Here is a 23,166-nt window from a genome sequence, read left to right on the forward strand (position 1 = left end):
GGGTCATTTGCCGGTTGAAATGCTGCTCCTGAAACGATGGGCTGCCAGCGCGAACAGCGCAAGACCGACCAGGGTCACTGTCAGAAATTCGAACCAGACGATGTCGAACCCGGCCCCCCGGTAAAGGATCGCCTGCGCGAAGCTGACGAACTGTGTCGACGGGACGAGCCGCATGAAGCTTTGAAGCAGAATTGGCTGGCTTTCGAGCGGTGTCTCGCCACCAGACAAGAGGTTCATCGGAAGCACGATCAAAATGAACAGGAGTCCGAATTGGGGCATGGACCGGGCGATCGTTCCAAGCAGGATCCCTAGCGCTGAGGCAAAGAAAAGATAGAGCGTGGTGCCGAGCAAAAACAGCGGAATAGACCCGGCGATCGGCACCTTGAGCATTGTCTCGATGACGACCCAGAGCGCAAAGGCGACGGCCACCACGATCACCAGGCCATTTGCCCAGACCTTCGCCATCATGATCTCGAACGGACTGACCGGCATGACCATGAGATGCTCAAGGGTTCCGTGCTCCCGCTCGCGAATGAACGCGGCGCCGGTGAGGACGACCGTCAGCATCGTGACGTTGTTGATCAGCTCCATGACAGAGCTGAACCAGCTGCTGGTGAGGTTGGGATTGAACGCAAAGCGTGTCACCAACTCGAGCGGCAGGCTCGTGGTTTCGCCCAGTTCGGCTGAAAAGCGGGTAATCTCCTGAGAGATGATGTTGGCGATGTAATTTGCCCCGATCCCCGCCTGCATGGTCGCCGTCGCATCGATATTGACCTGCACTTCCGGCTGATTGCCCGCAAGGACGTCCTGCTCAAACCCGTCTGGAAAGACCAGAACGAAGGAGTAGGTCCCCGTGTCCATGCCCGGGTCGATCTCCGGGAAGGAGATCAGCACCGGTTCCTTGAATTCGGGTGGAAGCAGGGCGTCTCGGATGCGAATGGTCAGCTGGGAGCGATCTTCATCGACGATGGCAATGGCCGCATTTCTGAGGTCAACCGAAAAGCCTGAGGCTGCGGCATAGATGCCCACGCTGAAGGCCCAGCCGATGAGGATGAGCAGCACGACATCCCGACGAAGGCTGTAGAGCTCCTTGATGCCCAGTCGCAGAATGTTTCTCAGCTGCCTCATCTCACGGCTCCTGTTTCGGCAGCAGCAGAACGCTGGCTGCCAGAAGAAGCGGACCAGCCGGAGCCAGCGCAAGAAAGTTGGCTGACAGATCCATCAGGCCGAGGCCCTTGGTGAAGGTGCCAACGCTGATGAGCAAAAAATGCGACATCGGATAGGTTGCGCCGATGAACGCGCCAACTCCCTCCAGTGATGAGACAGGCTGCATGAGCCCCGAGAATTGGACAGCCGGCAGCATGGTTCCGATTGCTGTGCCTGCGATGGCGGCAACCTGGGTTCGGGTAAAGGTCGAGAAGAAGAGGCCAAAGGCAGTGGTTGTGAAGATGTAGATCACGGCGCCGAGCAAGAGTGTCGGCAGGCTGCCCTTGATCGGGACATCAAAGACGAAGACCGCCATCAAGGCCATAAGAGTGAAGTTGACCAAACCAATGCCGATGTAGGGAAGCTGCTTGCCGACAAGAAACTCAAAGCGGCTGATCGGTGTCACATAGAGGTTTGTGATCGAGCCCAGTTCTTTTTCACGCACGACACTGACGGCGGTCAGGATCGCCGGAATGAAAAGGAGCAGGAGGGCCAGAACAGATGGCACCATGGCGTAGACGCTCTTGAAGTCCTGATTGTATCGATAGCGCGGCTCGATATCGACAGACAGCAGGTCCGGTTGTTCCCCATAGACCCTTGCGTATTGCTCCAGAATGTAGGTCTGATGCAGCCCGTCGACATAACCGGAGATGGTCTCGGCGCGGTACGGCATTGCCCCGTCGATCGTCACTGCCACTTCCGGCACGGAGCCCTTGATCAGATCCTTGCCAAAGTCGGGCGGTAGTTCGACCGCAAGCGCTATGTCGCCGCTTCTCAGCCTCGTCTGTAGTTCGGTCTGGTCTTTGAGAGCGGGTTCTTCACTAAAGTATCGAGAGCCGGCAAGGCTTTCGACATATTGCCGGCTTTCGACGGACTGATCGTTGTCGAGGACCGCATAGGTCAGGTTCTCAACGTCCGTGGTGATGCCAAAACCGAAGACGAGCATCAAGACCATGGTTCCAGCGAGCGCGACCGCGAGACGGACCGGATCCCGCAGAAGCTCCTTGGCTTCCCGAATGGAATAGGCCTTCAGTCTGCGTAGGGAGAAGCTCGTCTGCGCGGCTGCATGCTGAGCATCTGCCACGTCGGCCGTTTCAACAGCAAGTGCGAGTTGCGGCTGCGTGGCTTGCTCTTCATGTTCTCCGGTTGCATCTTCCAGATAGGTTATGAAGGCCTCTTCAAGGGTGCTTGCGCCAATTTCCTTGATCAGCTCCTGCGGCGCCGCGCAGGCAAGGACCTTGCCTGCATGCATGAGGGAAATGCGATCGCAGCGCGCGCCTTCATTCATGAAATGTGTGCTGATGAAGATGGTCACGCCCTGATTGCGCGAGAGATCAATCAAGAGCTTCCAGAATTCGTCCCGGGCGATCGGGTCGACGCCTGAGGTCGGCTCATCCAGGATCAGGACTTCAGGCCGATGGACGATGGCGATAGCCAGGGACAGGCGCTGGCGTACACCCAGAGGCAGCTTTGTTGGCAAGTCGTCGAGGTAGTTTTCGAGACCAAAACGCTTCGTCAATTCTTCGACGCGCGGGGGGATGTCTCCAGGAGGCATTTGAAACAGCTGCGCGTGAAGAACAAGGTTTTGTGCGACGGTGAGCTCGGTGTACAAGGAGAATGACTGGGACATGTAACCGACGCGTTCGCGGCTCTCGAGGCGCTTGCCGTCGATCTTTTCGCCGAACATCCAGGCTTCACCTTCCGTCGGCTCGAGCAATCCGGTCAGCATCTTCATAGTCGTGGTCTTGCCGCAGCCATTTGATCCGAGAAAGCCGAATATTTCGCCTCTTTCGATCTCGAAACTGACATGGTCGACCGCAGTGAAATTTCCGAACTTCTGGACGAGACCATGGGCCTCGATCGCCTTTCCATCGATGCTGTCTGGCCTGGGTGGCACCGTCAGCGGTTCATGCGATTTGCCGTCATTGCCGGGCAGAAGATTGACGAAGGCCTCCTCCAGGCTTTCGGCGTGACCACTTGCCTTGATTTGGACCGGGTTTCCCTGAGCAAGGACAGCGCCATCATTCATGGCAACGAGCCAGTCGAAGCTTTCAGCCTCGTCCATATAGGCGGTCGCCACCAAGACACTCATACCTAGCCGGGTCTCGCGGATGCGATCAATGAGCGACCAGAACTGGCGTCTGGACAGAGGATCGACGCCGGTGGTCGGCTCATCGAGAATAAGGAGGTCGGGATCATGAATGAGGGCGCAGCACAATCCGAGTTTCTGCTTCATCCCGCCGGATAGCTTTCCTGCCGGGCGATCGAGAAAGCCAAAGAGACCCGTGCTGCGGGTCAGGTCCTCGATGCGCGCCTCGCGCTCGGCACGAGCCTGGTTGAACAATCGGCCGAAGAACTCGAGGTTTTCATGGACAGTCAGATCCATGTAGAGGTTCTTGCCCAATCCCTGAGGCATATAGGCAATGTGCGGCAGCAGACTGGACCGGTGGCTCTTGTCCGACATGTCACCTTGAAGCACATGCACGGACCCAGACTGCAGTTTCCGAGCGCCTGACAACAGTCCGAGCAGAGTGGATTTGCCGACACCATCCGGCCCGATGAAGCCGGTGATCAGACCTGCGGGAATATCGAGAGAGATGTCCGCCAGAGCCTTCGTCTTGCCATAAGCATGACTGACGCCAGCGACGTGGGCAACGATCGGATCCCCGTCTTTCTCAGCGTCGCGCATCGTCATCTTTGCGCTCCTGGCTGTCAATCTGGATCATTCTGCGACCGGTGGCAGATTGACGGTCAAGCGCTCCGGCCATGCGGTGCCGGGTGCCATCATGACGTAGGCTTCTCCAGGCAGTCCGGTGCGCACCTTCTCGATATGCTCGCGCAGCAGATCGGCCGGTATCTTGATCTTCACACGAAACATGAGCTTTTCCCGCTCGGTGCGGGTTTCGACCTCTTTCGGCGTGAACTGGGCATCGGCGGAAACGAAGGACACGCTGGCTGGAATTACATATTCCGGAGCCGCGTCGATAATGATCCTGGCCTCAGCACCGATGAAAATACGCCCGACGTCAGCTGTCGGTAAGAAGATCGTCATATAGACGTCCGCCAGATCGATAAGCGTGATCGCGCGTCCACCGGCGGACAGCACTTCGCCCGGCTCTGCCAGGCGATATTGCACCCGGCCGGCGATGGGAGCCGTCAATTCCGCTTCTTCGATCAGGGTGCCAATTCTGCGCACTTCAGCTCTTGCAGCATCGACTGAACTCTCGGCATTTGCGAGCTGCGCCTTCGCGGCGGCCAGTGCTGCTTCTGCTGTTTCCTTGGATGTCTGTCGCTGATCGGCTTCTTGTTGTGAGATGTGCCCTTTGGCCACAAGCGTTTTTGCTCTCTCGAGTTCTTGCTCGGCGTATTTGAGTTCGCTCTGACGTTGCGCGATCAGCGCGGTGGCGGATGCAACAGTGTCCGTTGCTGCGGCTACATTCGCCTCGGCGCCCGCCAGGGACGCGGTGAGTTCGTTTGTGTCTATCCGCGCCAAGACCTGTCCGGCGGTGACGTAGTCGCCTTCCTGTACCAGGACTTCCAGAACACGTCCGCCGGACTTGGTCGCGACCTGAACCGTCTCCGCTTCAATTCTGCCATTGCCGGACGCGATCTCAGCCGGCAGGTCGGATCGTGTCTGTGTCCACCAGTACGCGGCCCCGCCGCCCGCCAGAAGGACGGCTACGACCAATCCGACCAAGATGTTTCGAATGCGCATGATGTTTTCCTTGGGCGGGCAACGGGATAGATGACTGGCGCTGCGCGCTCGTCACTTCAGACAGTCGGGGGCATATTCTTTGCGATGCGCAGCACATCGCGGCCCTGACCTATATGGACACATCCCGCGCAAATTGGATTGACGCAGGTCAATCGAGTTGACGCACATATGCGCCAGACGATCCCGCCAGCCTCGGACAAGCTAGATCGCTTATCCCTTCAATCGAACATAACGTGTCGTTTGGAGGATCCTCGTGGAACCGGTCTATCTCACGAAGCTCATTTCGCAGAGCAATGGCTGGCTGTCGACGCGCCAGGCCACGATCGCGGAAAACATCGCTAATGCCAACACGCCGGGCTTCAAGGCCAAGGACGTCGAGCCCTTTGTCTCTGTCATCGACAAGACACGGCTGGCGATGACGGCAACCCATGGCAACCACATGGGTACGAACACGGACATGCCGGAAGCCTCGAAAGTGCGCAAGTCTGACAGCTGGCTTGTGACCCACTCCGGCAATTCGGTCAGCATTGAACAGGAGCTCGTCAAGACCGGCGAAGTCGCCCGGGCGCACTCCTTGAACGCAAGCGTCGCCAAGTCATTCCACCGCATGTACCTAGCCAGCGTGAAGTAACCATGTCCGATCCCCTTTCAGCCACCATGCACATCGCGTCCTCCGGCCTTCAGGCACAATCGGAGCGGCTGCGGGTTGTCTCCGAAAACCTCGCCAATGCGCGTTCGACTGGCGAGACCGCCGGCTCCGATCCTTACTCGCGCAAGACCATCACATTCGAGAGCGAGTTCGACCGTGCCCAGTCGGCATCGCTCGTGAAGGTCAAGGACATCGGCACAGACAAGGCGCCTTTCCTCGTCGAGTACGAGCCGGGACATCCGGCGGCAGACGAGAACGGTTACGTGAAAATGCCGAACGTGAATGTCCTCCTGGAACTGGCGGACATGCGCGAGACCAACCGGTCGTATGAAGCCAATTTGAAAGTCATGACGCAGGCCCGCGAAATGGTCATGCGTCACATCGGTTTGTTGAGGGACTAAAGCCATGATTGAACAGCTTTCCGGACTGAGTTCCGCAACCGACGGGATCATGAAGTCGGTTTCCGAGACCCGCTACGTCACGACCCCGAACGGCATAGATGGCGTGGGCGGTGTTGAACAGGTCAGCTTCACGGACACGCTTGCAAATGTTTCGCAGGAAGCCGTGGACCGGATCAAGGCGGGTGAGGCGGCCTCGATCGCCGGTGTCGACGGACAGGCATCCGTGCAGCAGGTGGTTGAGGCGGTGATGGCCGCAGAATCCAGTCTGCAGACGGCCATCGCCATCCGGGACAAAGTCGTAACCGCCTATCAGGAAATCAGCCGGATGACGATCTGAGGATCGACTTCGGCGCTTTAAACCTCAGGAGACTGATATGAAGGCTCTGGCCATCGCAGCGACCGGCATGAGCGCACAGCAGCTCAATGTCGAAGTGATCGCGAACAACATCGCGAACATGAACACGACAGCATTCAAGCGGGCGCAGGCCGAGTTCTCCGACCTGCTTTATCAGGCAGAACGCCTGCAGGGCGTGCCGAACCGGGGCGGTGAAGATCCTGTTCCCGAGGGCGCGCAACTCGGACTGGGGGTCAAGACTTCCGGCATACGCAAGCTGCATGTTCAAGGCACGCTTGCCAACACCGGCAACCAGCTTGACGTTGCACTCAATGGCCGCGGCTGGTTTGAAGTAACTGGGCCTGACGATGAAACACTCTACACCCGTGCTGGGTCGTTCAACAAAAATGCAGACGGGCGCCTGGTGACGATCGATGGCTACGCGGTTGAGCCGGCGATTGTCTTCCCTGAAGATACGATTTCCATCGTTATAAATGAGTCCGGCCAGGTCTATGCGCAGGTTGATGGAGAGCTCGATCCTCAAGAACTTGGTCAGCTGACACTAGCGAATTTCGCCAATGATGTTGGGCTTGAAGCCATCGGCGGCAATTTGTTTCGTGAGACGTCGGCGTCAGGTGTCCCCGTGGCCGGGGTAGCCGGTGATCCGGGTTTCGGGGTTATTCTTCAGGGCTATCAGGAAGAATCCAATGTCGATCCGGTGAAGGAGATCACCGCACTGATATCCGCACAACGTGGTTATGAGATGAACTCCAAGGTCATCAAGGCAGCCGACGAGATGGCTGGCACAGTGACCAACGGCATCCGCTAGATCTCAAAAGGGAGAAACCGGATGCCCCGGAAATCCAAATTTGCCCGGCTTTTTCTCTTCGCCGTAGGGGCGCTTGTTCCAGCACAGCTTTATGCGGCTGGCGTCCAACTCCCTGTGCCGCGCGTGACGATCCACCCAGGCGACCAGCTGTCAGGGCAGAACATTGTCGAACGACGTTTTCCTAAGCGGACGACCCAGCAGTTCGCGGTGGTGTCCCACCGCAATGAGCTGATTGGCATGGTCGCCCGGCGGACGCTGCTGCCGGGCAAACCCGTGCCGATCAATGCGATCACCGAGCAGCTTCTGGTGAAGCGCGGCGATGCGGCCAAGCTGGTTTTTCGTGAGCAGGGATTGCGGATCGTGATGCAGGTGGAGGCCCTGCAGTCCGGAGGCTCCGGGGCGACGGTCAGGGTCCGGAACATTGATAGCGGCGTTGTGGTGATTGGCACCGTGCAGTCCGACGGATCCATTCGAGCAGGGAATTAAACGCATGCGCCGACTTCTGATTTTTCTTCTGGTGCTGCTGGCGGCCGCGCCGTCAAATGCAATGGTGCGGATCAAGGATATCGCTTCCCTTCAGGGTGTACGAGACAACCAGCTCGTCGGTTATGGCTTGGTGCTCGGTCTAAAGGGATCGGGCGACAGTCTCAGGAATTCGCCATTCACCGAGCAATCCCTTCAATCGATGCTCGAGAGCCTTGGCGTCAATGTTCGTGATTCAAGACTACGAACACGTAATGTGGCAGCGGTTGTGGTGACAGCGGATATGCCCGCTTTCATAGGCAAAGGCTCGCGCGTCGATGTCAGTGTGGCATCGCTTGGAGATGCCACGTCTCTTGCCGGCGGTACGTTGATTGCAACGCCTCTCCTTGGTGCCGACGGCCGCATCTATGCGGTGGCGCAGGGTGCAGTGGCTGTCTCTGGATTTGCCGAGGCGGGCCAGGCGGAAAGTCTGACACAGGGCATTCCAACTGCGGGGCGTGTGCCCAATGGTGCGCTGATCGAACAAAATATTCCTGCTCGCTTTGCTAATATTCCGAACCTGGTCCTGGAGCTGAACAACCCGGATTTCCGGACGGCCGTGCGGATTACAGATGCGATCAATCGTCATGCGCGCCAGAGGTATGGAAAGGCTGTTGCCAAGGAGCGGGACCTTCGGACCGTCGACCTTACTCCTCCGGGCAAGATCAGTCTGACGCGTTTTGTCGCCGAGATCGAGGCTCTCAGGGTTCAGCCCGATCAGTCGGCGAAGGTTGTGATCGACGAGCGCACGGGAACGGTGGTGATTGGCCGAGAGGTTCAGATTTCAACGGTCGCGATCACTCATGGCAATTTGACAGTCCGGATCACCGAAACGCCGGAGGTCTCACAGCCTTCTCCGTTCTCGCAAAATGGTGAAACCGTCACGGTGCCGCGGACCTATGTCGATGCGCAGCAGGACGGTGGGCAGCTGGCTTTTGTCGGCGGCACGGATCTCCCCACACTTGTGCGCGGCCTGAACCGTATCGGGCTTAAACCGACCGGTATCATCGCGATTTTGCAGGCGATCAAGACGGCGGGTGCGCTTCAGGCGGAATTGGTGATCCAGTAAGCCGCTGGCACCAGCTCCGCACAAGCATCCTGCGAAATAGTCTTTTCAAAGAAATTCCCAGAAAGGACGACAGTCCATGGCCACAAACAATGCAGGTTCCGGTTCGGTGAGAACTCATCTTCTCGCCGGTTGTTTTGCGATTTCTCTTTCGGTCCTGCCATTGGCCGCACAGCCAGTGTCAAAGCCGGTCCTGGCTGCAGAGGAAGAGTTGCAAAGCGACGCAGAGCTTTACTGCAAGAACATTGCAGCTTCGGCGGAGGAGGCGCGCCTGTCCTGGCAGACATGGCAGTTGGTTTCACTGGAAGCGAAGGTTCGACAACAGGTCGAAAAACTCGAGCGCAAGCAACAGGAGTTTGAAGCTTGGGTGGAACGACGGGAGCGGCTGCTTTCAGAAGTTGAGGGCCACGTTGTCTCCATTGTTTCGCGGATGCGCCCTGAAACTGCCGCAGCGCAGCTGGCGACGACCGATGAAGAAACCGCGATGGGCGTTCTGCTGAAGCTCAAGGCCCGCGTTGCGAGCAACATTCTCGATGAAATGGACCCGGCTCGTGCCGCCCAACTCACCCAGGCCATGGTCGGATTTACCGACCCAGAAGGCGCCGGAGGTTTTTGATGCGTTTGATTGTTCCAATCTGCCTCAGTCTGGGTCTGGCGGCTTGTGCCGGCCAGCTTCAGGATGTGGGAAAAGCTCCCAACATGTCACCCGTTGGCTATGGGCTTGCGGCCCAACCGCGTGCGGCCTATCCGCTGAACACGTTCACGCCCGGTGCGGTTAAGGACTACAATTCGCTTTGGGTCAGTGACCGGGAAGACTTTTTCTCCGATCCGCGTGCGCGCCGGGTCGGTGATGTCGTGACCGTCAAGATCGCAATCAACGACAAGGCAACTCTGGACAATACGTCTGACCGCAGCCGCACCTCCTCGCTGGGCATTGGCGGCGACCTGTCCGCAGGATGGGATGGCAGCTCTGTGGGCGGCGACGCTGATCTCGGTCTCGATTCCGGTTCGTCATCGGCCGGCAAGGGGTCGATCGACCGCTCAGAAGAGATTGAATTCTCGGTTGCTGCAGTGGTCACGGACCGTCTTCCCAATGGAAACCTGGTTATTGCAGGCTCCCAGGAGATACGCGTCAATTACGAGATGCGGGTGCTAAACATCGCGGGCATCGTGCGTCCACGTGACATCCAGAGCAACAACACCATTCCTTACGACAAGATCGCAGAGGCACGCGTTTCCTACGGCGGCCGCGGGCGCCTGACCGAGGTGCAGCAGCCTGGCTGGGGACAGCAGATCTACGATGTCGTCACGCCATTCTAAGCTGGAAGGTCAATTCTCATGAAGCTTCTTTCAGCGCCCTCGGGGCATGAACCTTACGGATCCAATGACACACGTGCGTCCTTCTGGATTGGCTTTGTTGTGCTGACGATGATCTCGGTTGGAACAGGCGCAATGCTTGCCGCACATCTGGTGGATTTCACGCGCACAAGCGTTCAGAGGGATTTTCTGAACCTAGAGGATGATGCCACAGGTGTTCCCCTGCAGGTCCAAAATGCGAGGTTGCGTACCTTGAATCCGCTGGTCACCAATCTGGCGGCACCACGCGATGCCTGGATCCGGGTCCAAGCCTCGGTGGTTCTCTCCGAGCAACCCGTCGATGATATCGGCATTCTGACAGGTCATATCGAAGAAGACATTCTGGCCTATCTCAGAACGCTGACGATCTCCCACATAGAGGGAGCTGTCGGTCTGCAACATCTACGGGAAGATCTGAACGAGCGAGCCGTCGCTCGGTCAAAAGGTGCCGTCCGCGAAATCATCCTTGAATCCCTGGTGATCCAGTAATGCGTATTGGCATAGCCGCTTTGCTTCTTCTGGCCACAGCCGGTACGGCTGCTGCTCAGGTTCCCGATCTCTCGACACTTCTGCCGGAAGGTGAGGGCAGTGCCAGCGGTCGCATAGTTCAGATCATTGCCTTGATGACCGTTCTGTCGGTCGCGCCGGGCATCTTGATCATGGTGACAAGTTTCACACGCTTTGCGATCGCTTTTTCGTTTTTGCGCAGTGGTATCGGCCTGCAAACCACGCCAGGCAACCTGATCCTGATCTCCCTGTCTCTGTTCATGACATTCTACGTCATGGCGCCGACTTTCGATGCGGCCTGGACCAAGGGCGTAACGCCTTTGATGAACAACGAGATCACTGAAGCGCAGGCCTATGAGGAGATCACCGAACCGTTCCGGGAGTTCATGCTGACCCAGGTGCGCGAAGAGGATCTGGTTCTGTTTGATGATCTTGCGCTGGGCCGGGTGACGGATGAAGAAGCAGCCTCCGCAGAGGAAGTTGAGCTGCGCGTGCTTATTCCGGCCTTCATGGTTTCGGAACTCCGCCGTGGGTTCGAGATTGGCTTTCTCATCGCGCTGCCTTTTTTGGTCATCGATATGATCGTTGCGACCATCACCATGTCCATGGGCATGATGATGTTGCCGCCGACCGTGATTTCCCTCCCGTTCAAGGCGCTGTTTTTCGTTCTGATTGACGGCTGGAATCTTCTGGTTGGCAGTCTTGTCAGATCCTTTTTCTGACGCCAGTTCACCTGGCAAGCTTCGCACAAGCATCGCTTGCTAGGTTGAAATCACGACAGGTTGAGCCGAACCTAACTAAGGCTCAAAGGCATGAAGCCGCCCTGCCGTGCCGGTGAGAACCCGGCATGTCCCATTCTTCCAACTTAAAACTTGAAAGGGACACATCATGTCTAGCCTTATGACAAACGCTTCTGCAATGACCGCTTTGCAGACCCTGAACTCAACCAACAAATCCATGTCGGAAGTTCAGAGCCGTATTTCTACCGGTTACCGTGTGAACGGCGCCGAAGACAACGCGGCTTACTGGTCCATCGCGACCACCATGCGCTCTGACAACATGGCACTGTCCGCTGTTGAAGATGCTCTTGGTCTCGGTGCCGCTACGATCGACGTCATGTACACATCAATGGAATCGACCGTTGATGTCATGAACGAAATCAAGGCGAAAGTGGTTGCAGCCAGCTCGGAAGGTGTTGACCGCGCGAAGATCCAGTCCGACATCACTGAACTTCAGAACCAGCTGCAGACCATCGGCGACTCTTCTGTGTTCAACGGTGAGAACTGGCTTTCTTCCGACGTCACGACTGTGACGACTGCTGAAATCGTGTCCTCGTTCACCCGTGCAGGTGGTTCCGTTGACATTCAGACGACTTCTGTCGATCTGACTGCAGTTCAGCTCTATGATTCTGCTGGTGGTACCACTGGTATCCTGGATCAGGACCGTGGCTTTGCTGCTCTTGCAGGTATCACAGGTGACGGCATTGCGGATTTCGACATCTCCGCACTGACCGACGCTGACGCTGCCAGCATCGACACCCTCGTTGCCGGTATCGACGCTGCTCTCGAAGACATCACCGATGCAGCAACCCTGCTCGGTTCCGTCAAGAGCCGCGTTGACCTTCAGATGGACTTCGTGTCCGAACTGACGGATGCCATCGACCGTGGTGTTGGCCAGCTGGTTGACGCTGACATGAACGAAGAATCGACACGCCTCCAGGCTCTGCAGGTTCAGCAGCAGCTCGGTATCCAGGCTCTGTCGATTGCAAACTCCAACAGCCAGAACATTCTGTCGCTGTTCCAGTAATCCATTCGACCTTCGGATGGCTGAAAGCCGCGCCCTTGGGCGCGGCTTTTTTCGTTTTCAAGATGGTCTGAGCTTGCGCAACCCTCGCACAAGGTCGCCCGCCAATACTCGCCTTCAATATCGGACGTCTCACTTTAGGGGTGTGGAATGCCAGGCCGTGAACACGCAGAAAAACTCTGGGCTAACTTACAAGAACTCGGCGCCAAGCGGCTGATGGCGCTTGCGCTTATCGGGCTGGCGACGATCCTGACGGTCGGGGTCGGTGCTTATTATCTCAGCCGTCCCGAACAGGCGGTGCTTTATACCGGCCTTGAGGGCGAGGACGTTACCCGCATCGGATCGGCCCTGCAGGATGCTGGCATCGACTATGATGTCAGTGCCGATGGCACGGCCGTCATGGTCAACCATGGATCAACGGCCAAAGCGCGTATGTTGCTTGCCGAGAAGGGCCTTCCGCGTGGCGCTGATGCCGGCTACGAACTCTTTGATGAGCTGGGGTCGCTCGGACTGACGTCCTTCATGCAGGAAGTGACCAGAGTTCGTGCGCTTGAAGGTGAGCTTGCCCGGACCATTCAGCTGATGCAGGGCGTACGCGCCGCACGGGTCCATATCGTGCTTCCGGAAAAAGGTTCCTTCCGGCGTGATCAACAACCGCCATCGGCGTCTGTGGTGATCCGGTCTGATATACCCGATGACATCCGCACTGCGGACGCCATACGCCATCTGGTTGCAGCTGGCGTGCCCGGTATGAAGGCCGACAAGGTGACGGTTCTCGACACATCCGGCGGTATCCTTGCGGCTGGGCAGGACCCCGCGAAAGCGTCGGCAGGTCAGCTGGCCAATCTGGAAACAGCAGTCAGTAATCGCATCCAGGAGAGCATTCGAAAGACCCTGACGCCCTATCTTGGGCTGGAGAATTTCGAGGTCAGCGTTGCTGCCGATTTGAATACGGACCGCCGGCATATCGCGGAAACGATTTTCGACCCAGATTCTCGTACGGAGCGCTCGGTGCGTTCGGTGCGCGAAAGCGAGAACGCTCAGAACTCCAGCGTCGAAGCGCCAACGACGGTCGAACAGAACCTTCCGGAGGAAACGGTCGATGCCGACAATGGCGAGCGATCCTCCGAGGAAAACCAGCGCCGTGAGGAGACCGTCAACTACGAGATTTCCTCCAAACGGATCGAGACCTCGCAGGATGGCTACAAGGTTGAACGCCTTTCGATCGCCGTCCTTGTCGATCGCGCAAGGCTACATGCTTCGCTCGGAGGCGATCCGACAGAAGAACAGGTGCAGGCACAGCTTATAGAAATCAGCGAGTTGGCGGCATCCTCGGCCGGTGTCGACGATGCGCGCGGCGACCATGTGAAAGTCTCACTAGTTGACTTCGTCAATGGAGGCCGCGATCTCGAGCCGATCCCGCCGCTTTCGGTTTCCGAATATCTTCTGCGGCAGTCCGGCAACATCATCAATGCGGTCGCCATCCTTGCAGTCGCGGCGCTGGTGGTCTGGTTTGGATTGCGTCCCGCAGTCGCTGTTTTGGTCCCGCAAGTCACCAAGTCGGAAACGGAGATTGCCGAGCTTGCGATGCTTCCGGCCGAAGGCGAAGAGCAGGCCGCAACCGGCGAATATGCCGAGCAGGCCTACCTGGTGCCGCCGGATCACTCCGACATGCTGCAGGATCTGACCAGCAAGATGAACCAGTCTCCGCTCAAGAAGCTCGAGTCCTTGCTTGAGTACAACGAAGAGCAGTCAGCCGCGATCCTCCGCCAGTGGCTTTATGACGGGGAGAACGCGTGATGACGTCTATCGCAGCTCATATTCCTGTCATTTCCGAAGCCTCGCTTAAGTCCTTCGAGAATGCATCGGCCATGCTCGTTGATGTGGTGCATGCCCCAGAGCCGGAAAACATCGGTCAGGAAGACCTTACGGAAACGGCCTATCGACGCGGGCTTGATGAGGGAACGCGGCTTGCCGAAGAAAGCATCGCAACGCAACTCAAGGCGTTGCAAGAAGAGCATCAGGCGCAGCTTCAAGAGCTTCGAGATACGACCGATCGACACTATGCCGAGATGCTGGCCGAAGGGCTTCAAAAGGAGTTCGTCGGCCTCGAACAGCGCCTGGCTGCGTCCCTAGCAAGTCTGCTTGGACCTCTGGTCGAAGAGCGCCTGAGCGAGATCGTGGTGGGCTCATTTGCCAGCACTCTTAAGAACCTTTGGGATCGTGAGCAGGCGCTGAGCATAAAGGTGCAAGGTCCCGCTTCCTTGCTTGAACGGCTCGTCGAACAGCTTGGACCAGAGGCCTCGCGCATCGAAACGGAAGAAGCAGCGAACGGCGATCTGCGAGTGGTGCTGAACGACACGCTTGTCGAAAGCCAGCTGTCGAATTGGCTGTCCATGATCTCAGAGGCAGGAGCAACCGAAAAATGACGCCAGATAACCAGCCAAATGAAATCGTCATTGTCCGCCGGAAAGCTGCCTGGGAAGAAGAGGGTGGACAGCACGGGGTCTGGAAGATTGCCTATGCCGACTTTATGACGGCGATGATGGCTTTCTTTCTGGTGATGTGGCTGATCAATGTCACCGACGACAGCGTCAGACGTGGGGTTGCGCAGTACTTCAATCCGGTGAAGCTCGCCTCTACAGCTCCCAACCAGAAAGGTCTGAATGACCCGAATGTGGCGGGGGACACAAATGAAAACGGAGCAGACCAGCCGGAGGGCGACCTTGGTGCGGGCGGAGCCCCGGAAGGTGGTTCCGAGGCTGCCGGGGCACAGGGTGCCGAAGTCTCAGCAGGACGGTTTGCTGCAAGCCATTCGGAAGAACGGCTTTTCAATGATCCTTATGCGGTCCTCGATACGCTTGCTCAAACGGTGGCAGTCGATCTTGGTGACTTGGATATGCCCACTGCCATTGGAGCAGGACAGGCGCGGGAAGCCGGCGCCCAGGGCGGAGATGCCTTTCGGGATCCGTTCGATCCGCTCTATTGGCAGTTCCTGCCGAACCGGGATCTCGGATCGGAGCGGACAGGTGGCGAGCAATCGACACAGCCGCGTGTGATCGGTGGGTTGACGCCGACGCCGGCAGCTGACCCCTCATTTGATCGGCAGCGCAACGACAACTCCGCGATCGAAATCGAAGATGGTTCTGTCCCGGAGATTCTCGCCCACTTCGACGGTGGTGAAGGCGAGTTTGAAGAGACCGAGTTTGTTGCCGTTGGCGAATCGAATGAACTGCAGGAAATTGCCGAAGAAGTACTTGAGGACAGCATGACGGCCGTTGCGTCGCGTGTTGAGGCTGTTCTTGACCAGGCCGCAGAGTCCGGTCTTGGAGCAACCGTGGACCACGTCAGTGTTTCGCGGTCTGATGAAGGCCTTTTGATCTCCCTCACGGATGACCAGGCATTCGGCATGTTTGCCATAGGTTCTGCGGAACCGCGTCCGGAGCTGGTGGCTCTCCTGGGCCGTATCGGCAAGGAACTGGCCGGTACAAACGGCGCAATCGTCATCAAGGGGCATACGGACGCCCGGCCCTTCCGCACGAAGGCTTATGACAACTGGCGGCTCTCGTCGGCACGAGCCCACATGGCTCTCTACATGCTGGCACGTGGTGGCGTATCGACCTCGCGCTTCGAGCGGGTGGAGGGATATGCGGACCGTGATCTCAAGTTGCCTTCCGACCCCAAAGCCGCCGCAAACAGGCGTGTTGAAATCCTGATCAGGGAGACAGACTGATGCAATCCAGCCAATGCCATGCGCTCAGTTTTGCAATCGTGCTCGCGGTTTTGCTCGCCTTGCTGTTTCCGGCGATGGGGCACGCCAGCGAACCTATGCCAAAACAACCATATGAGATGGTGCGCACGCTTCAGTCCCTCCAGGCCAAGGTCGCAGAAGGCAACAGTCACGCCTTGAAAACCCAGCGGGCGCTGCTGCTTGAAATGGATGCGTATTTTCAAGTTTTGCCGGCTGAGACCTGGCAAGAACCGCGCAACGCACGAGCTGCCATTGTTCACGTGTTAAGCGGAGGACATCCAAAGATCGTCTATCGCTTGAGGGCTTTTGATCCCCAGCCTGCGGTCGACGCCGCATTGATGGAAGGGGCCCTGGCCTATGTCGAAGGGCGCGAAGAGGATGTCGTGGCGCATCTTGGCGACATTGATCCGATGGATCTGCCATCCGCGTTGGGCGGTCATGTTGCCCTCATCAAGGCAGCTGTCTTGGTCAAGGAGCAGCCTGCCGAGGCCATGGAGTTCCTGTCGGTCGCGCGTCTCCTCATGCCAGGCACCTTGATCGAGGAAGCTGCACTTAGGCGTGAGGTGTTCGTCGCTGGCAAGCTCGGTGACATTGAACGGTTTCAGTCTCTTTCCCTTCGCTATTTGCGCCGGTTCAGAGGATCCATCTACGCAGGAGATTTTCAGCGTCGGTTCTCCCTTGCGCTCGACAGTCTCGGTTTCGGCGAGAGCGAAGGCAAGTTTGCCCTTCTGGAGAGCCTTCTGGCGGAGTTCGACGAGGACACACGGCGATCTTTGTATCTGCGCCTGGCCCGTACGGCTGTTCTTAGCGGGCAGAGGGATATCGTCGAAAAAGCCACGGACAGAGCCATGTCTTTGGCAATGTCGGGATCGCACGAAGAAGCACTCTTCAAACTCTATCGTGCAGGCGCGTTGGTCGAGCTGGAGGACATCAAACAGACCCGCAATCTGCTTTGGTCGATCGACGAGAACGATCTCTCGCGTGAAGAAAAAGATCTAATGGCAGCGGTGTATCGTGTGCTGAATTCGGTTCGCAGCTGGCCCGCCCCGCCTGAAGGCATCATCGGCGAGTTCAGCGTTTATGAGAAGATGGCGCCGCCGTCCGATGAAAGGTGGGTCCTGCCGGTGATGAGCCGTGCCGACGACCTGATTTCATCAACCGATGAACTGCTGGCGAAGATTGGGAGCTGAAGTCATGACCATCGGAACAGCAGCGTTGATCCAGAACTTGAAGTCTACGGCAAAGCCTGAGGGCCGGCAGGAGCCGGAAGGCAATGACGCCAAGGGCGGTGATGGTGACAATGCTTTTCTCGACCTCTTGCAGTCGATGAAGAACGGCGGTGGTTCAGCCAGTCAGCAAGCTGTGTCGTCTGAAACGGGCGCGGCAACAGCTGGCAACCTTTCGCCGGAGGATGTTTTGGCAGCCACAAAATCGGGTGAAGGCGCAACTGGACAAGAGGCAGGAACCGCAGCCCAGTCCTTCGCGAATGACCTCGCCAAGGTGATCGGGACAGTTGCGCCAAAGAATCCGGAAGCTCTTGTGCTCCCACAGCAAAACAACAATATGCCGGCCGCTGCGACAACGCCGCAAAATCAACCGGATACCGCCCAGAGGCCCCAGACTACCACACCGGCGTCTGGCGTTGTTCCACCGGTTGCCAATGCGGTTTCGACCGCGGCGATGCCGTTGTCCTCAGCCGCGCCGAAGCCCCAGAACGCTGATCGGCTGTTCTCGCAGTTTGCTGTTCCAGAGGAGGCCGCGGCGAACAAGGGAGCTATCGAAGGACTTGGAGAGCGGATCAGCAAATCCGGCAAGATCAGCGCCGAGGGAACCTCTTTGCCTGCCGGCTCAGTAAAGATCTTGCGTCAGGAAACGCATTTTGCACCAACGCAAAGGCTTTCGCCGATACAGCAAATCGGTGAACGTTTGATCTTCAGCCTGGGGGAGGCGGCTGAAGCCGGTGGTATCGGGACCCGAGCCGCGGCGGTCAAAACCGAAGGTCCGGTGTTGAAGACCCTGGACATTCAATTGACACCTATCGAGCTTGGAACCGTCAAGGTGTCGCTTCGTCTTGTTGGTGAAAGCGTTGAAGTGACGGTGAAGACAAGCAATCCGCAAACGGCAGAGCTCCTGAAACAGGATCGGCAGATGCTCGATCAGATGTTGCGCGCGACTGGTTACAAGCCCGATGCAATCACGATCCAGGCTGCTGCAGATGATCGGCCTATCACTTCATCGCAGCCGGGCCAGCAGACTGGGGGCAGCACTCAGGGGGAAGCTTCCTCTGGTGGCCAAGCATTTGACGGAGCCTCGGGCCGTGAAAGTGAACATGGGCAACGGTCGTCTGGTTCTTCTTCGGGGGATGGCGAAGCTGTTCCTATGGATGCAAATTCAGGAGGTGTGCGTGATGAAGACGATGCTTCTGACCGTCGCAACGGCGACATTTATCTCTAGCTTTTCACTTCCGGGCGTCGATCCGCTCCATGCGGAAGTCCAGAACGTTTGTGAAAGCGAAATGATTTCAGCGGCGCGCGCCTACAAGGTGCCGCTCGGAGTTCTCTATGCGGTGGGACTGACGGAAACGGGACGGCGCAATTCGCTCTATCCGTTCGCTTTGAACATTGAAGGCAAGTCGAAATTTCCACCGAGCGCCGCTGCCGCGCTGAAGGACTTTCGTCAGGCTCGCAAGAGCGGCAAAAAGCTGATTGATGTCGGCTGCATGCAGATCAATCACTACTATCATGGTGATGAATTTCGGTCGGTCGAGCACATGTTGCAACCACGAGCCAACGTGCAATATGCCGCCCGGTTTTTAAATGATCTGCGCAAACGGCAAGGCTCCTGGACAATGGCGGTCGCAAGATATCACGCTGGGCCAAACAACAACCCTGCCCAGAAGAGATACGTTTGCCGCGTTATAACTAATATGGTTGCTTCTGGTTTCGGTCAGTGGACTGAAAAATCACGAAATTTCTGCCGCTAGAAAAGTCTTCTTTTCGGTGTATTTCGGATTTTTCTCTGATATCTAAAATTATAATAAAATCTATAGTTTAAAATATTTTTGATGCGGCTCTCGTTTACAGCCTCACGCAAGTTTGCCGTTGTTGAATTGTCTCCAGGAAATTCGGATACGGGAGACGATCCATGGGTCTTTATGGCGTAATGCGCACAGGTGTTTCTGGCATGAATGCTCAGTCGAGCAAGCTGGGAACGGTGGCTGACAACATCGCGAACTCAAATACGACCGGCTACAAGAAGGCCGAGTCCGAGTTCTCTTCCATGGTCCTGGCGCAGAGCAGCGGCAGCTACAACTCCGGTGGTGTACAAGCGCACACGGTCTATTCCATCTCGGATCAGGGCTCGATGAGCTTTACGACCTCGAAGCTTGACCTTGGCATTGATGGGAACGGCTTCTTTGTTGTTGCCGACGGTGATGGCACACCGGTTCTGACTCGGGCTGGTTCCTTCGTTCCCGACGGGGAAGGCTATCTTCTCAATACCGCAGGCTATTACCTTCAGGGGTACCCCATCGCCGATGGTGCGACGCCGACAACCATTGCCAACGGCCTCGGCGGTCTTGAGTCGGTCAATATCTCGCAGAACCAGCTTGATGCGACCGCGACCGACAGTGCGAAACTCTGGACCAACGTGCCAGAGAGCGCAACGATCGTGGCCCCGGGTGATCTTCCTTCGGCCAACGTGGCAACGTCGACCTATTCAGCCAAGACCTCAGTGGTCGTTTACGACAACCTGGGCAACGAGCTGACCCTTGATGTCTACTACAGCAAGACGACCGAGACGGCTGCGGACAGTGAATGGGAAGTCGCGATCTTCAATTCTGAAGATGCGGCCGCAGGCGGCGGGTTCCCATATGGCTCAGCTGCACTGTCGACGCAGACCCTGACGTTTGACATGACGACAGGCGAGCTGACGGGTGCAAGTCCGACCGACATCAATATCACTGTGCCCAATGGCGGCACATTCGATATCGATCTGTCCGGTTCCACCTATCTGGCTGCCGATTTCACCGTAACCGAGGTCGAGGCGAATGGTAACGCTCCGAGCGCGGTGGACTCTGTCGAGTTCGATGACGACGGCGTTCTTTATGCGATCTATTCAAATGGAGACCGCCGCGCGATCTATCAGATCCCGCTGGCGGATGTGGCAAGTCCCGACAAGCTGACGCCGCTTTCTGGCAACATCTATCAAGTGTCTACTGAAAGCGGTGATGTCCGCGTCGGTTTCCCTGGTGAAGGTGGTCTAGGCGATCTCGTGGTCGGTGCTCTTGAAGGATCGAATGTCGATCTCGCCTCAGAACTGACCTCCATGATTGAATCCCAGCGCAGCTACACGGCCAACTCCAAGGTCTTCAAGGCAGGTTCCGACCTCCTGGAAGAGCTGGTCAATCTTGTTCGCTAGTGTTCCGTTCTAACAGAGCTGTTGTAAAATGAGCCTCTCAGTCGCCCTTCAGGTCGCACAGTCGGCGCTTGCCGCCCGTCAGACCGAAACATCTACCGTGTCGCGTAACATCGCCGGCGCGCAAGATGCAGGATATTCCCGCAAGTCCGTTCTTCTCAGCACCGTGATCTCTGAAAGCGGTCAGACAAGCGGCCTTCAAGTCGAGGGTATCGGTCGGGTGACCGACGATGCTCTATACGCATCCCTGCTTCAGTCTACGGCTGTTGGAACGTCTCAAGAGGCAATTCTGGAGGGGCTCGAAGCGCTGGCCGCAACGATTGGCGACACATCCTTGGAGATGTCGCCTTCGGCCCTTCTGGGCGACCTTAAAACGGCGCTCCAGAACGCGGCGGCCGACCCGAATGACACCATCCTGGCGCAGGACCTTCTTTCGACGGCCAGCGATCTGGTGACGTCTTTGAACGAAACTTCCGAGACGGTGCAGGGAGTGCGGGCCGACGCGGACGCCGACATTGCAGACTCTGTCGATAGTATCAACGAACTGCTTGGCCAGCTCGAGGACCTGAACACAGTCATTGTTCGCGGCAACCAAAGCGGCAATGACATCACGGATGCCCTGGACTCGCGAGATCAGGTGCTGCTGGCCCTCTCCGAGGAAATCGGCATCACGACGCTGACGCGCACGGATGGGGATGTCGTGGTCTATACAGACGGCGGCGTAACCCTCTTTGAAACGACGGCGCGCGAAGTCAGCTTCGAGCCGACCAACACATTCTTCGGCACCACAACGGGCAACTCGGTCTATGTCGATGGCGTGCCAGTGGCCGGTGTTGACGCGATCATGCCGACCACGAGTGGTCGCTTGTATGGCTTGACCGAACTGCGTGATGAGATTGCCCCGACCTATCAAAGCCAGCTGGACGAAATTGCGCGTGGCCTCATCGAGAGCTTTGCGGAGGCCGACCAAAGCGGCGGCGGTGGACCGGATCAAGCAGGCCTCTTTACCTGGTCAGGTTCCCCAGCCGTGCCGGCGACAAGCACTCTGTCTTCCGGGCTCGCCGCTGATATCCAGATCAATGCGAATGCGGATCCGGATCAGGGCGGAAACCTCGACCTGGTCCGCGATGGCGGTATCTCCGACCCGCTTGATCCAGACTATGACTACAACCCGACCGATCTCGCCGGATATACCGGACGCTATCAGGACTTTCTTGATGCACTTGATGAACCACGGGTCTTCGATGCCGGCGTGGAACTCGATCCGACCGATACGCTGACTGGTTTTGCAAGTTCGTCCGTTGGCTGGCTTGAGAGCAACCGGCAGAGCGCAACCAGCGATCTCGAAGTCCAATCGGTCATTGTCAGCCGCACAGCGGAAAGCCTCGCGAACACTACAGGTGTCAACATCGATGAGGAGATGACGCTTCTCCTCGATATCGAGCGGGCCTATGCCGCGGCCGCCAAACTGATTTCCGCCGTCGACAATATGCTCGACGATCTCCTGGCCAGTGCGAGTTAAGTGCGATGAAAACGACCTATATCTCTACCATTTCGATGTCTGACTCCGCGCGGACACAGATGATGAAGCAGGCGAGTACTGTGAACACGCTCCAGATCGAGCTCTCGTCCGGCCGTAAGGCAGACGTCGGCCTTGATCTTGGCAGCCGCACAGGCGAGGCGGTGACCCTTCGCTCAGAGTTCTATTATCTGCATTCCATCATCGACACGAATGCACTGACGGCGTCGCGGCTCGATATCAGCCAGGCTGCCTTGAGCGATATCAGAACCAATTCTGAAGAATTTCTAGCCTCGCTCGTCGCCGTGCGCGACAGCGATGGGGCTGCGTCGGTCACGCAGGCCGAGGCCGAGGGTGGCATGCAATTGCTGGTCTCGCGCCTCAACACCCAGCTGAACGGTAGCTACCTGTTTGCGGGCCTCAACACAGACGAGGTTCCAATTGCGGACTACAGCGATGTGACGTCGGCGAACAAGGTCGCCGCAGATGCCGCCTTTTTCGCGGAGTTTGGGTTCACTCAAGACGATCCGGCTGTCGCCGGTATCACAGTCGCTCAGATGGACGCTTACCTGACCGGTAATTTCGCGAACATGTTCGCCGATCCGGCGTGGGGAACCAATTGGTCGACGGCCTCAGACCTGGAGGTTGAGAGCCGGATTTCGACCAGTGAGGTTCTGAGTACATCCGTCAGCGCGAATGAAGAAGCGCTCCGCGAGTTGGCTCAAGTCTACACGATGATGTCCGACCTGGGGAACGTGAACCTCGATTCCGAAGTCTTCAAGACGGTGGTTGATCAGGCGATCAGCATGCTGGGATCGGCGATTGCCGGCGTGACCAGCCTGCAGGGTGAGATTGGCGTTGCGCAGGAGCGTGTCTCGCAAGCCAGCGATCGTCTCTCAATTCAAACCGATATCCTCAATGAGCGCGTCAATGCACTCGAGAATGTTGATCTGGAGGAGACTTCGGTCCGATTGAACACGGCGATCACGCAGCTGGAAACGACCTACGCGATCAGCGCCAGGATCCAGCAGCTGAGCATCATCAACTACCTCTGAGATTTTCAAGCGGTGTGAAGCCGCATTGCAATCACAG

The 23,166-nt window shown here is 57.5% G+C and carries 23 protein-coding genes; 20 read left to right on the top strand and 3 right to left on the bottom strand.

Annotated elements, in window-relative coordinates:
• Positions 1-3 precede the first annotated feature (3 nt).
• Genes IG617_RS11970 through IG617_RS11980 form a run of 3 tightly spaced genes read right to left on the bottom strand, consistent with a single transcriptional unit; the run spans position 4 to position 4,921 of the window.
• Positions 4-1,128 (bottom strand): ABC transporter permease, encoded by a 1,125-nt coding sequence (locus tag IG617_RS11970; protein ID WP_192109443.1) that lies wholly within the window; start codon positions 1,126-1,128, stop codon positions 4-6.
• A 1-nt stretch (position 1,129) separates the two neighbouring features.
• On the bottom strand, positions 1,130-3,901 hold the full coding sequence (gene rbbA, locus IG617_RS11975; RefSeq protein WP_276529823.1) for a ribosome-associated ATPase/putative transporter RbbA: 2,772 nt from the start codon (positions 3,899-3,901) through the stop codon (positions 1,130-1,132).
• A gap of 27 nt (positions 3,902-3,928) precedes the next feature.
• Positions 3,929-4,921, bottom strand: a complete 993-nt coding sequence (locus tag IG617_RS11980) for an HlyD family secretion protein (RefSeq protein WP_192109444.1) — start codon at positions 4,919-4,921, stop codon at positions 3,929-3,931.
• 253 nt (positions 4,922-5,174) lie between these two features.
• Here IG617_RS11980 and flgB point away from each other — a divergent pair, with 253 nt between their 5' ends.
• The 20 genes from flgB (at position 5,175) to IG617_RS12080 (ending at position 23,129) form a co-directional block, all read left to right on the top strand.
• Entirely contained in the window at positions 5,175-5,552 is a 378-nt protein-coding gene (flgB, locus tag IG617_RS11985) for a flagellar basal body rod protein FlgB (protein ID WP_153772058.1), read from the top strand.
• A 2-nt stretch (positions 5,553-5,554) separates the two neighbouring features.
• Entirely contained in the window at positions 5,555-5,971 is a 417-nt protein-coding gene (flgC, locus tag IG617_RS11990) for a flagellar basal body rod protein FlgC (protein ID WP_192109445.1), read from the top strand.
• A gap of 4 nt (positions 5,972-5,975) precedes the next feature.
• Positions 5,976-6,308, top strand: a complete 333-nt coding sequence (gene fliE, locus IG617_RS11995) for a flagellar hook-basal body complex protein FliE (RefSeq protein ID WP_192109446.1) — start codon at positions 5,976-5,978, stop codon at positions 6,306-6,308.
• A gap of 37 nt (positions 6,309-6,345) precedes the next feature.
• Positions 6,346-7,134, top strand: a complete 789-nt coding sequence (gene flgG / locus IG617_RS12000; protein ID WP_192109447.1) for a flagellar basal-body rod protein FlgG — start codon at positions 6,346-6,348, stop codon at positions 7,132-7,134.
• Between the two features lie 21 nt (positions 7,135-7,155).
• The gene (gene flgA, locus IG617_RS12005; protein ID WP_192109448.1) at positions 7,156-7,620 is read left to right on the top strand and encodes a flagellar basal body P-ring formation chaperone FlgA; all 465 of its coding nucleotides are present in this window, start codon (positions 7,156-7,158) and stop codon (positions 7,618-7,620) included.
• Positions 7,621-7,624: 4 nt separating this feature from the next.
• Positions 7,625-8,725 (top strand): flagellar basal body P-ring protein FlgI, encoded by a 1,101-nt coding sequence (flgI, locus tag IG617_RS12010; protein WP_192109449.1) that lies wholly within the window; start codon positions 7,625-7,627, stop codon positions 8,723-8,725.
• 76 nt (positions 8,726-8,801) lie between these two features.
• Positions 8,802-9,338: a MotE family protein gene (locus IG617_RS12015; protein ID WP_192109450.1), complete on the top strand. Its 537-nt coding sequence runs from the start codon at positions 8,802-8,804 to the stop codon at positions 9,336-9,338.
• Positions 9,338-10,042, top strand: coding sequence for a flagellar basal body L-ring protein FlgH (gene flgH, locus IG617_RS12020; protein WP_192109451.1), 705 nt, complete (start codon positions 9,338-9,340; stop codon positions 10,040-10,042). Before IG617_RS12015 ends, flgH begins: the two co-directional genes overlap by 1 nt.
• 18 nt (positions 10,043-10,060) lie before the next feature.
• The gene (locus tag IG617_RS12025) at positions 10,061-10,567 is read left to right on the top strand and encodes a flagellar basal body-associated FliL family protein (RefSeq protein WP_192109452.1); all 507 of its coding nucleotides are present in this window, start codon (positions 10,061-10,063) and stop codon (positions 10,565-10,567) included.
• On the top strand, positions 10,567-11,307 hold the full coding sequence (gene fliP, locus IG617_RS12030) for a flagellar type III secretion system pore protein FliP (RefSeq protein WP_153772066.1): 741 nt from the start codon (positions 10,567-10,569) through the stop codon (positions 11,305-11,307). Before IG617_RS12025 ends, fliP begins: the two co-directional genes overlap by 1 nt.
• A gap of 166 nt (positions 11,308-11,473) precedes the next feature.
• Positions 11,474-12,391, top strand: a complete 918-nt coding sequence (locus tag IG617_RS12035) for a flagellin N-terminal helical domain-containing protein (protein ID WP_192109453.1) — start codon at positions 11,474-11,476, stop codon at positions 12,389-12,391.
• A 147-nt stretch (positions 12,392-12,538) separates the two neighbouring features.
• Positions 12,539-14,188 carry a flagellar basal-body MS-ring/collar protein FliF gene (fliF, locus tag IG617_RS12040; protein WP_192109454.1) on the top strand — a complete coding sequence of 550 codons (1,650 nt, stop codon included), beginning with the start codon at positions 12,539-12,541 and terminating at the stop codon, positions 14,186-14,188.
• Positions 14,188-14,817, top strand: coding sequence for a hypothetical protein (locus IG617_RS12045; protein WP_192109455.1), 630 nt, complete (start codon positions 14,188-14,190; stop codon positions 14,815-14,817). The genes fliF and IG617_RS12045 overlap by 1 nt, the downstream gene beginning before the upstream one ends.
• Positions 14,814-16,121, top strand: coding sequence for a MotB family protein (locus IG617_RS12050; RefSeq protein WP_192109456.1), 1,308 nt, complete (start codon positions 14,814-14,816; stop codon positions 16,119-16,121). Before IG617_RS12045 ends, IG617_RS12050 begins: the two co-directional genes overlap by 4 nt.
• Positions 16,121-17,329 carry a chemotaxis protein gene (locus tag IG617_RS12055; protein WP_192109457.1) on the top strand — a complete coding sequence of 403 codons (1,209 nt, stop codon included), beginning with the start codon at positions 16,121-16,123 and terminating at the stop codon, positions 17,327-17,329. Before IG617_RS12050 ends, IG617_RS12055 begins: the two co-directional genes overlap by 1 nt.
• 4 nt (positions 17,330-17,333) lie before the next feature.
• Positions 17,334-18,593: a flagellar hook-length control protein FliK gene (gene fliK, locus IG617_RS12060; RefSeq protein ID WP_192109458.1), complete on the top strand. Its 1,260-nt coding sequence runs from the start codon at positions 17,334-17,336 to the stop codon at positions 18,591-18,593.
• Positions 18,547-19,122 (top strand): transglycosylase SLT domain-containing protein, encoded by a 576-nt coding sequence (locus tag IG617_RS12065; protein ID WP_192109647.1) that lies wholly within the window; start codon positions 18,547-18,549, stop codon positions 19,120-19,122. Before fliK ends, IG617_RS12065 begins: the two co-directional genes overlap by 47 nt.
• A gap of 161 nt (positions 19,123-19,283) precedes the next feature.
• The gene (locus IG617_RS12070; RefSeq protein ID WP_192109459.1) at positions 19,284-20,558 is read left to right on the top strand and encodes a flagellar hook protein FlgE; all 1,275 of its coding nucleotides are present in this window, start codon (positions 19,284-19,286) and stop codon (positions 20,556-20,558) included.
• 28 nt (positions 20,559-20,586) lie between these two features.
• Positions 20,587-22,077: a flagellar hook-associated protein FlgK gene (gene flgK, locus IG617_RS12075; RefSeq protein ID WP_192109460.1), complete on the top strand. Its 1,491-nt coding sequence runs from the start codon at positions 20,587-20,589 to the stop codon at positions 22,075-22,077.
• A 5-nt stretch (positions 22,078-22,082) separates the two neighbouring features.
• Positions 22,083-23,129: a flagellar hook-associated family protein gene (locus IG617_RS12080; RefSeq protein WP_192109461.1), complete on the top strand. Its 1,047-nt coding sequence runs from the start codon at positions 22,083-22,085 to the stop codon at positions 23,127-23,129.
• Positions 23,130-23,166 lie beyond the last annotated feature (37 nt).

The sequence above is a fragment of the Roseibium polysiphoniae genome (assembly GCF_014842925.1).
GTDB lineage: Bacteria > Pseudomonadota > Alphaproteobacteria > Rhizobiales > Stappiaceae > Roseibium > Roseibium polysiphoniae.

Bases quoted from the DNA above. Each gene is read 5' to 3' on its own strand.
- IG617_RS12070 (WP_192109459.1), top strand. From the start codon at position 19,284: ATGGGTCTTTATGGCGTAATGCGCACAGGTGTTTCTGGCATGAATGCT.
- IG617_RS12025 (WP_192109452.1), top strand. From the start codon at position 10,061: ATGAAGCTTCTTTCAGCGCCCTCGGGGCATGAACCTTACGGATCCAAT.
- rbbA (WP_276529823.1), bottom strand. From the start codon at position 3,901: ATGACGATGCGCGACGCTGAGAAAGACGGGGATCCGATCGTTGCCCAC.
- flgK (WP_192109460.1), top strand. From the start codon at position 20,587: ATGAGCCTCTCAGTCGCCCTTCAGGTCGCACAGTCGGCGCTTGCCGCC.
- IG617_RS11980 (WP_192109444.1), bottom strand. From the start codon at position 4,921: ATGCGCATTCGAAACATCTTGGTCGGATTGGTCGTAGCCGTCCTTCTG.
- IG617_RS12015 (WP_192109450.1), top strand. From the start codon at position 8,802: ATGGCCACAAACAATGCAGGTTCCGGTTCGGTGAGAACTCATCTTCTC.
- flgI (WP_192109449.1), top strand. From the start codon at position 7,625: ATGCGCCGACTTCTGATTTTTCTTCTGGTGCTGCTGGCGGCCGCGCCG.
- IG617_RS12080 (WP_192109461.1), top strand. From the start codon at position 22,083: ATGAAAACGACCTATATCTCTACCATTTCGATGTCTGACTCCGCGCGG.
- IG617_RS12045 (WP_192109455.1), top strand. From the start codon at position 14,188: ATGACGTCTATCGCAGCTCATATTCCTGTCATTTCCGAAGCCTCGCTT.
- flgA (WP_192109448.1), top strand. From the start codon at position 7,156: ATGCCCCGGAAATCCAAATTTGCCCGGCTTTTTCTCTTCGCCGTAGGG.
- fliF (WP_192109454.1), top strand. From the start codon at position 12,539: ATGCCAGGCCGTGAACACGCAGAAAAACTCTGGGCTAACTTACAAGAA.
- IG617_RS12035 (WP_192109453.1), top strand. From the start codon at position 11,474: ATGTCTAGCCTTATGACAAACGCTTCTGCAATGACCGCTTTGCAGACC.
- fliE (WP_192109446.1), top strand. From the start codon at position 5,976: ATGATTGAACAGCTTTCCGGACTGAGTTCCGCAACCGACGGGATCATG.
- IG617_RS12050 (WP_192109456.1), top strand. From the start codon at position 14,814: ATGACGCCAGATAACCAGCCAAATGAAATCGTCATTGTCCGCCGGAAA.
- flgG (WP_192109447.1), top strand. From the start codon at position 6,346: ATGAAGGCTCTGGCCATCGCAGCGACCGGCATGAGCGCACAGCAGCTC.
- IG617_RS12055 (WP_192109457.1), top strand. From the start codon at position 16,121: ATGCAATCCAGCCAATGCCATGCGCTCAGTTTTGCAATCGTGCTCGCG.
- flgC (WP_192109445.1), top strand. From the start codon at position 5,555: ATGTCCGATCCCCTTTCAGCCACCATGCACATCGCGTCCTCCGGCCTT.
- flgH (WP_192109451.1), top strand. From the start codon at position 9,338: ATGCGTTTGATTGTTCCAATCTGCCTCAGTCTGGGTCTGGCGGCTTGT.
- fliP (WP_153772066.1), top strand. From the start codon at position 10,567: ATGCGTATTGGCATAGCCGCTTTGCTTCTTCTGGCCACAGCCGGTACG.
- IG617_RS12065 (WP_192109647.1), top strand. From the start codon at position 18,547: ATGAAGACGATGCTTCTGACCGTCGCAACGGCGACATTTATCTCTAGC.
- IG617_RS11970 (WP_192109443.1), bottom strand. From the start codon at position 1,128: ATGAGGCAGCTGAGAAACATTCTGCGACTGGGCATCAAGGAGCTCTAC.
- fliK (WP_192109458.1), top strand. From the start codon at position 17,334: ATGACCATCGGAACAGCAGCGTTGATCCAGAACTTGAAGTCTACGGCA.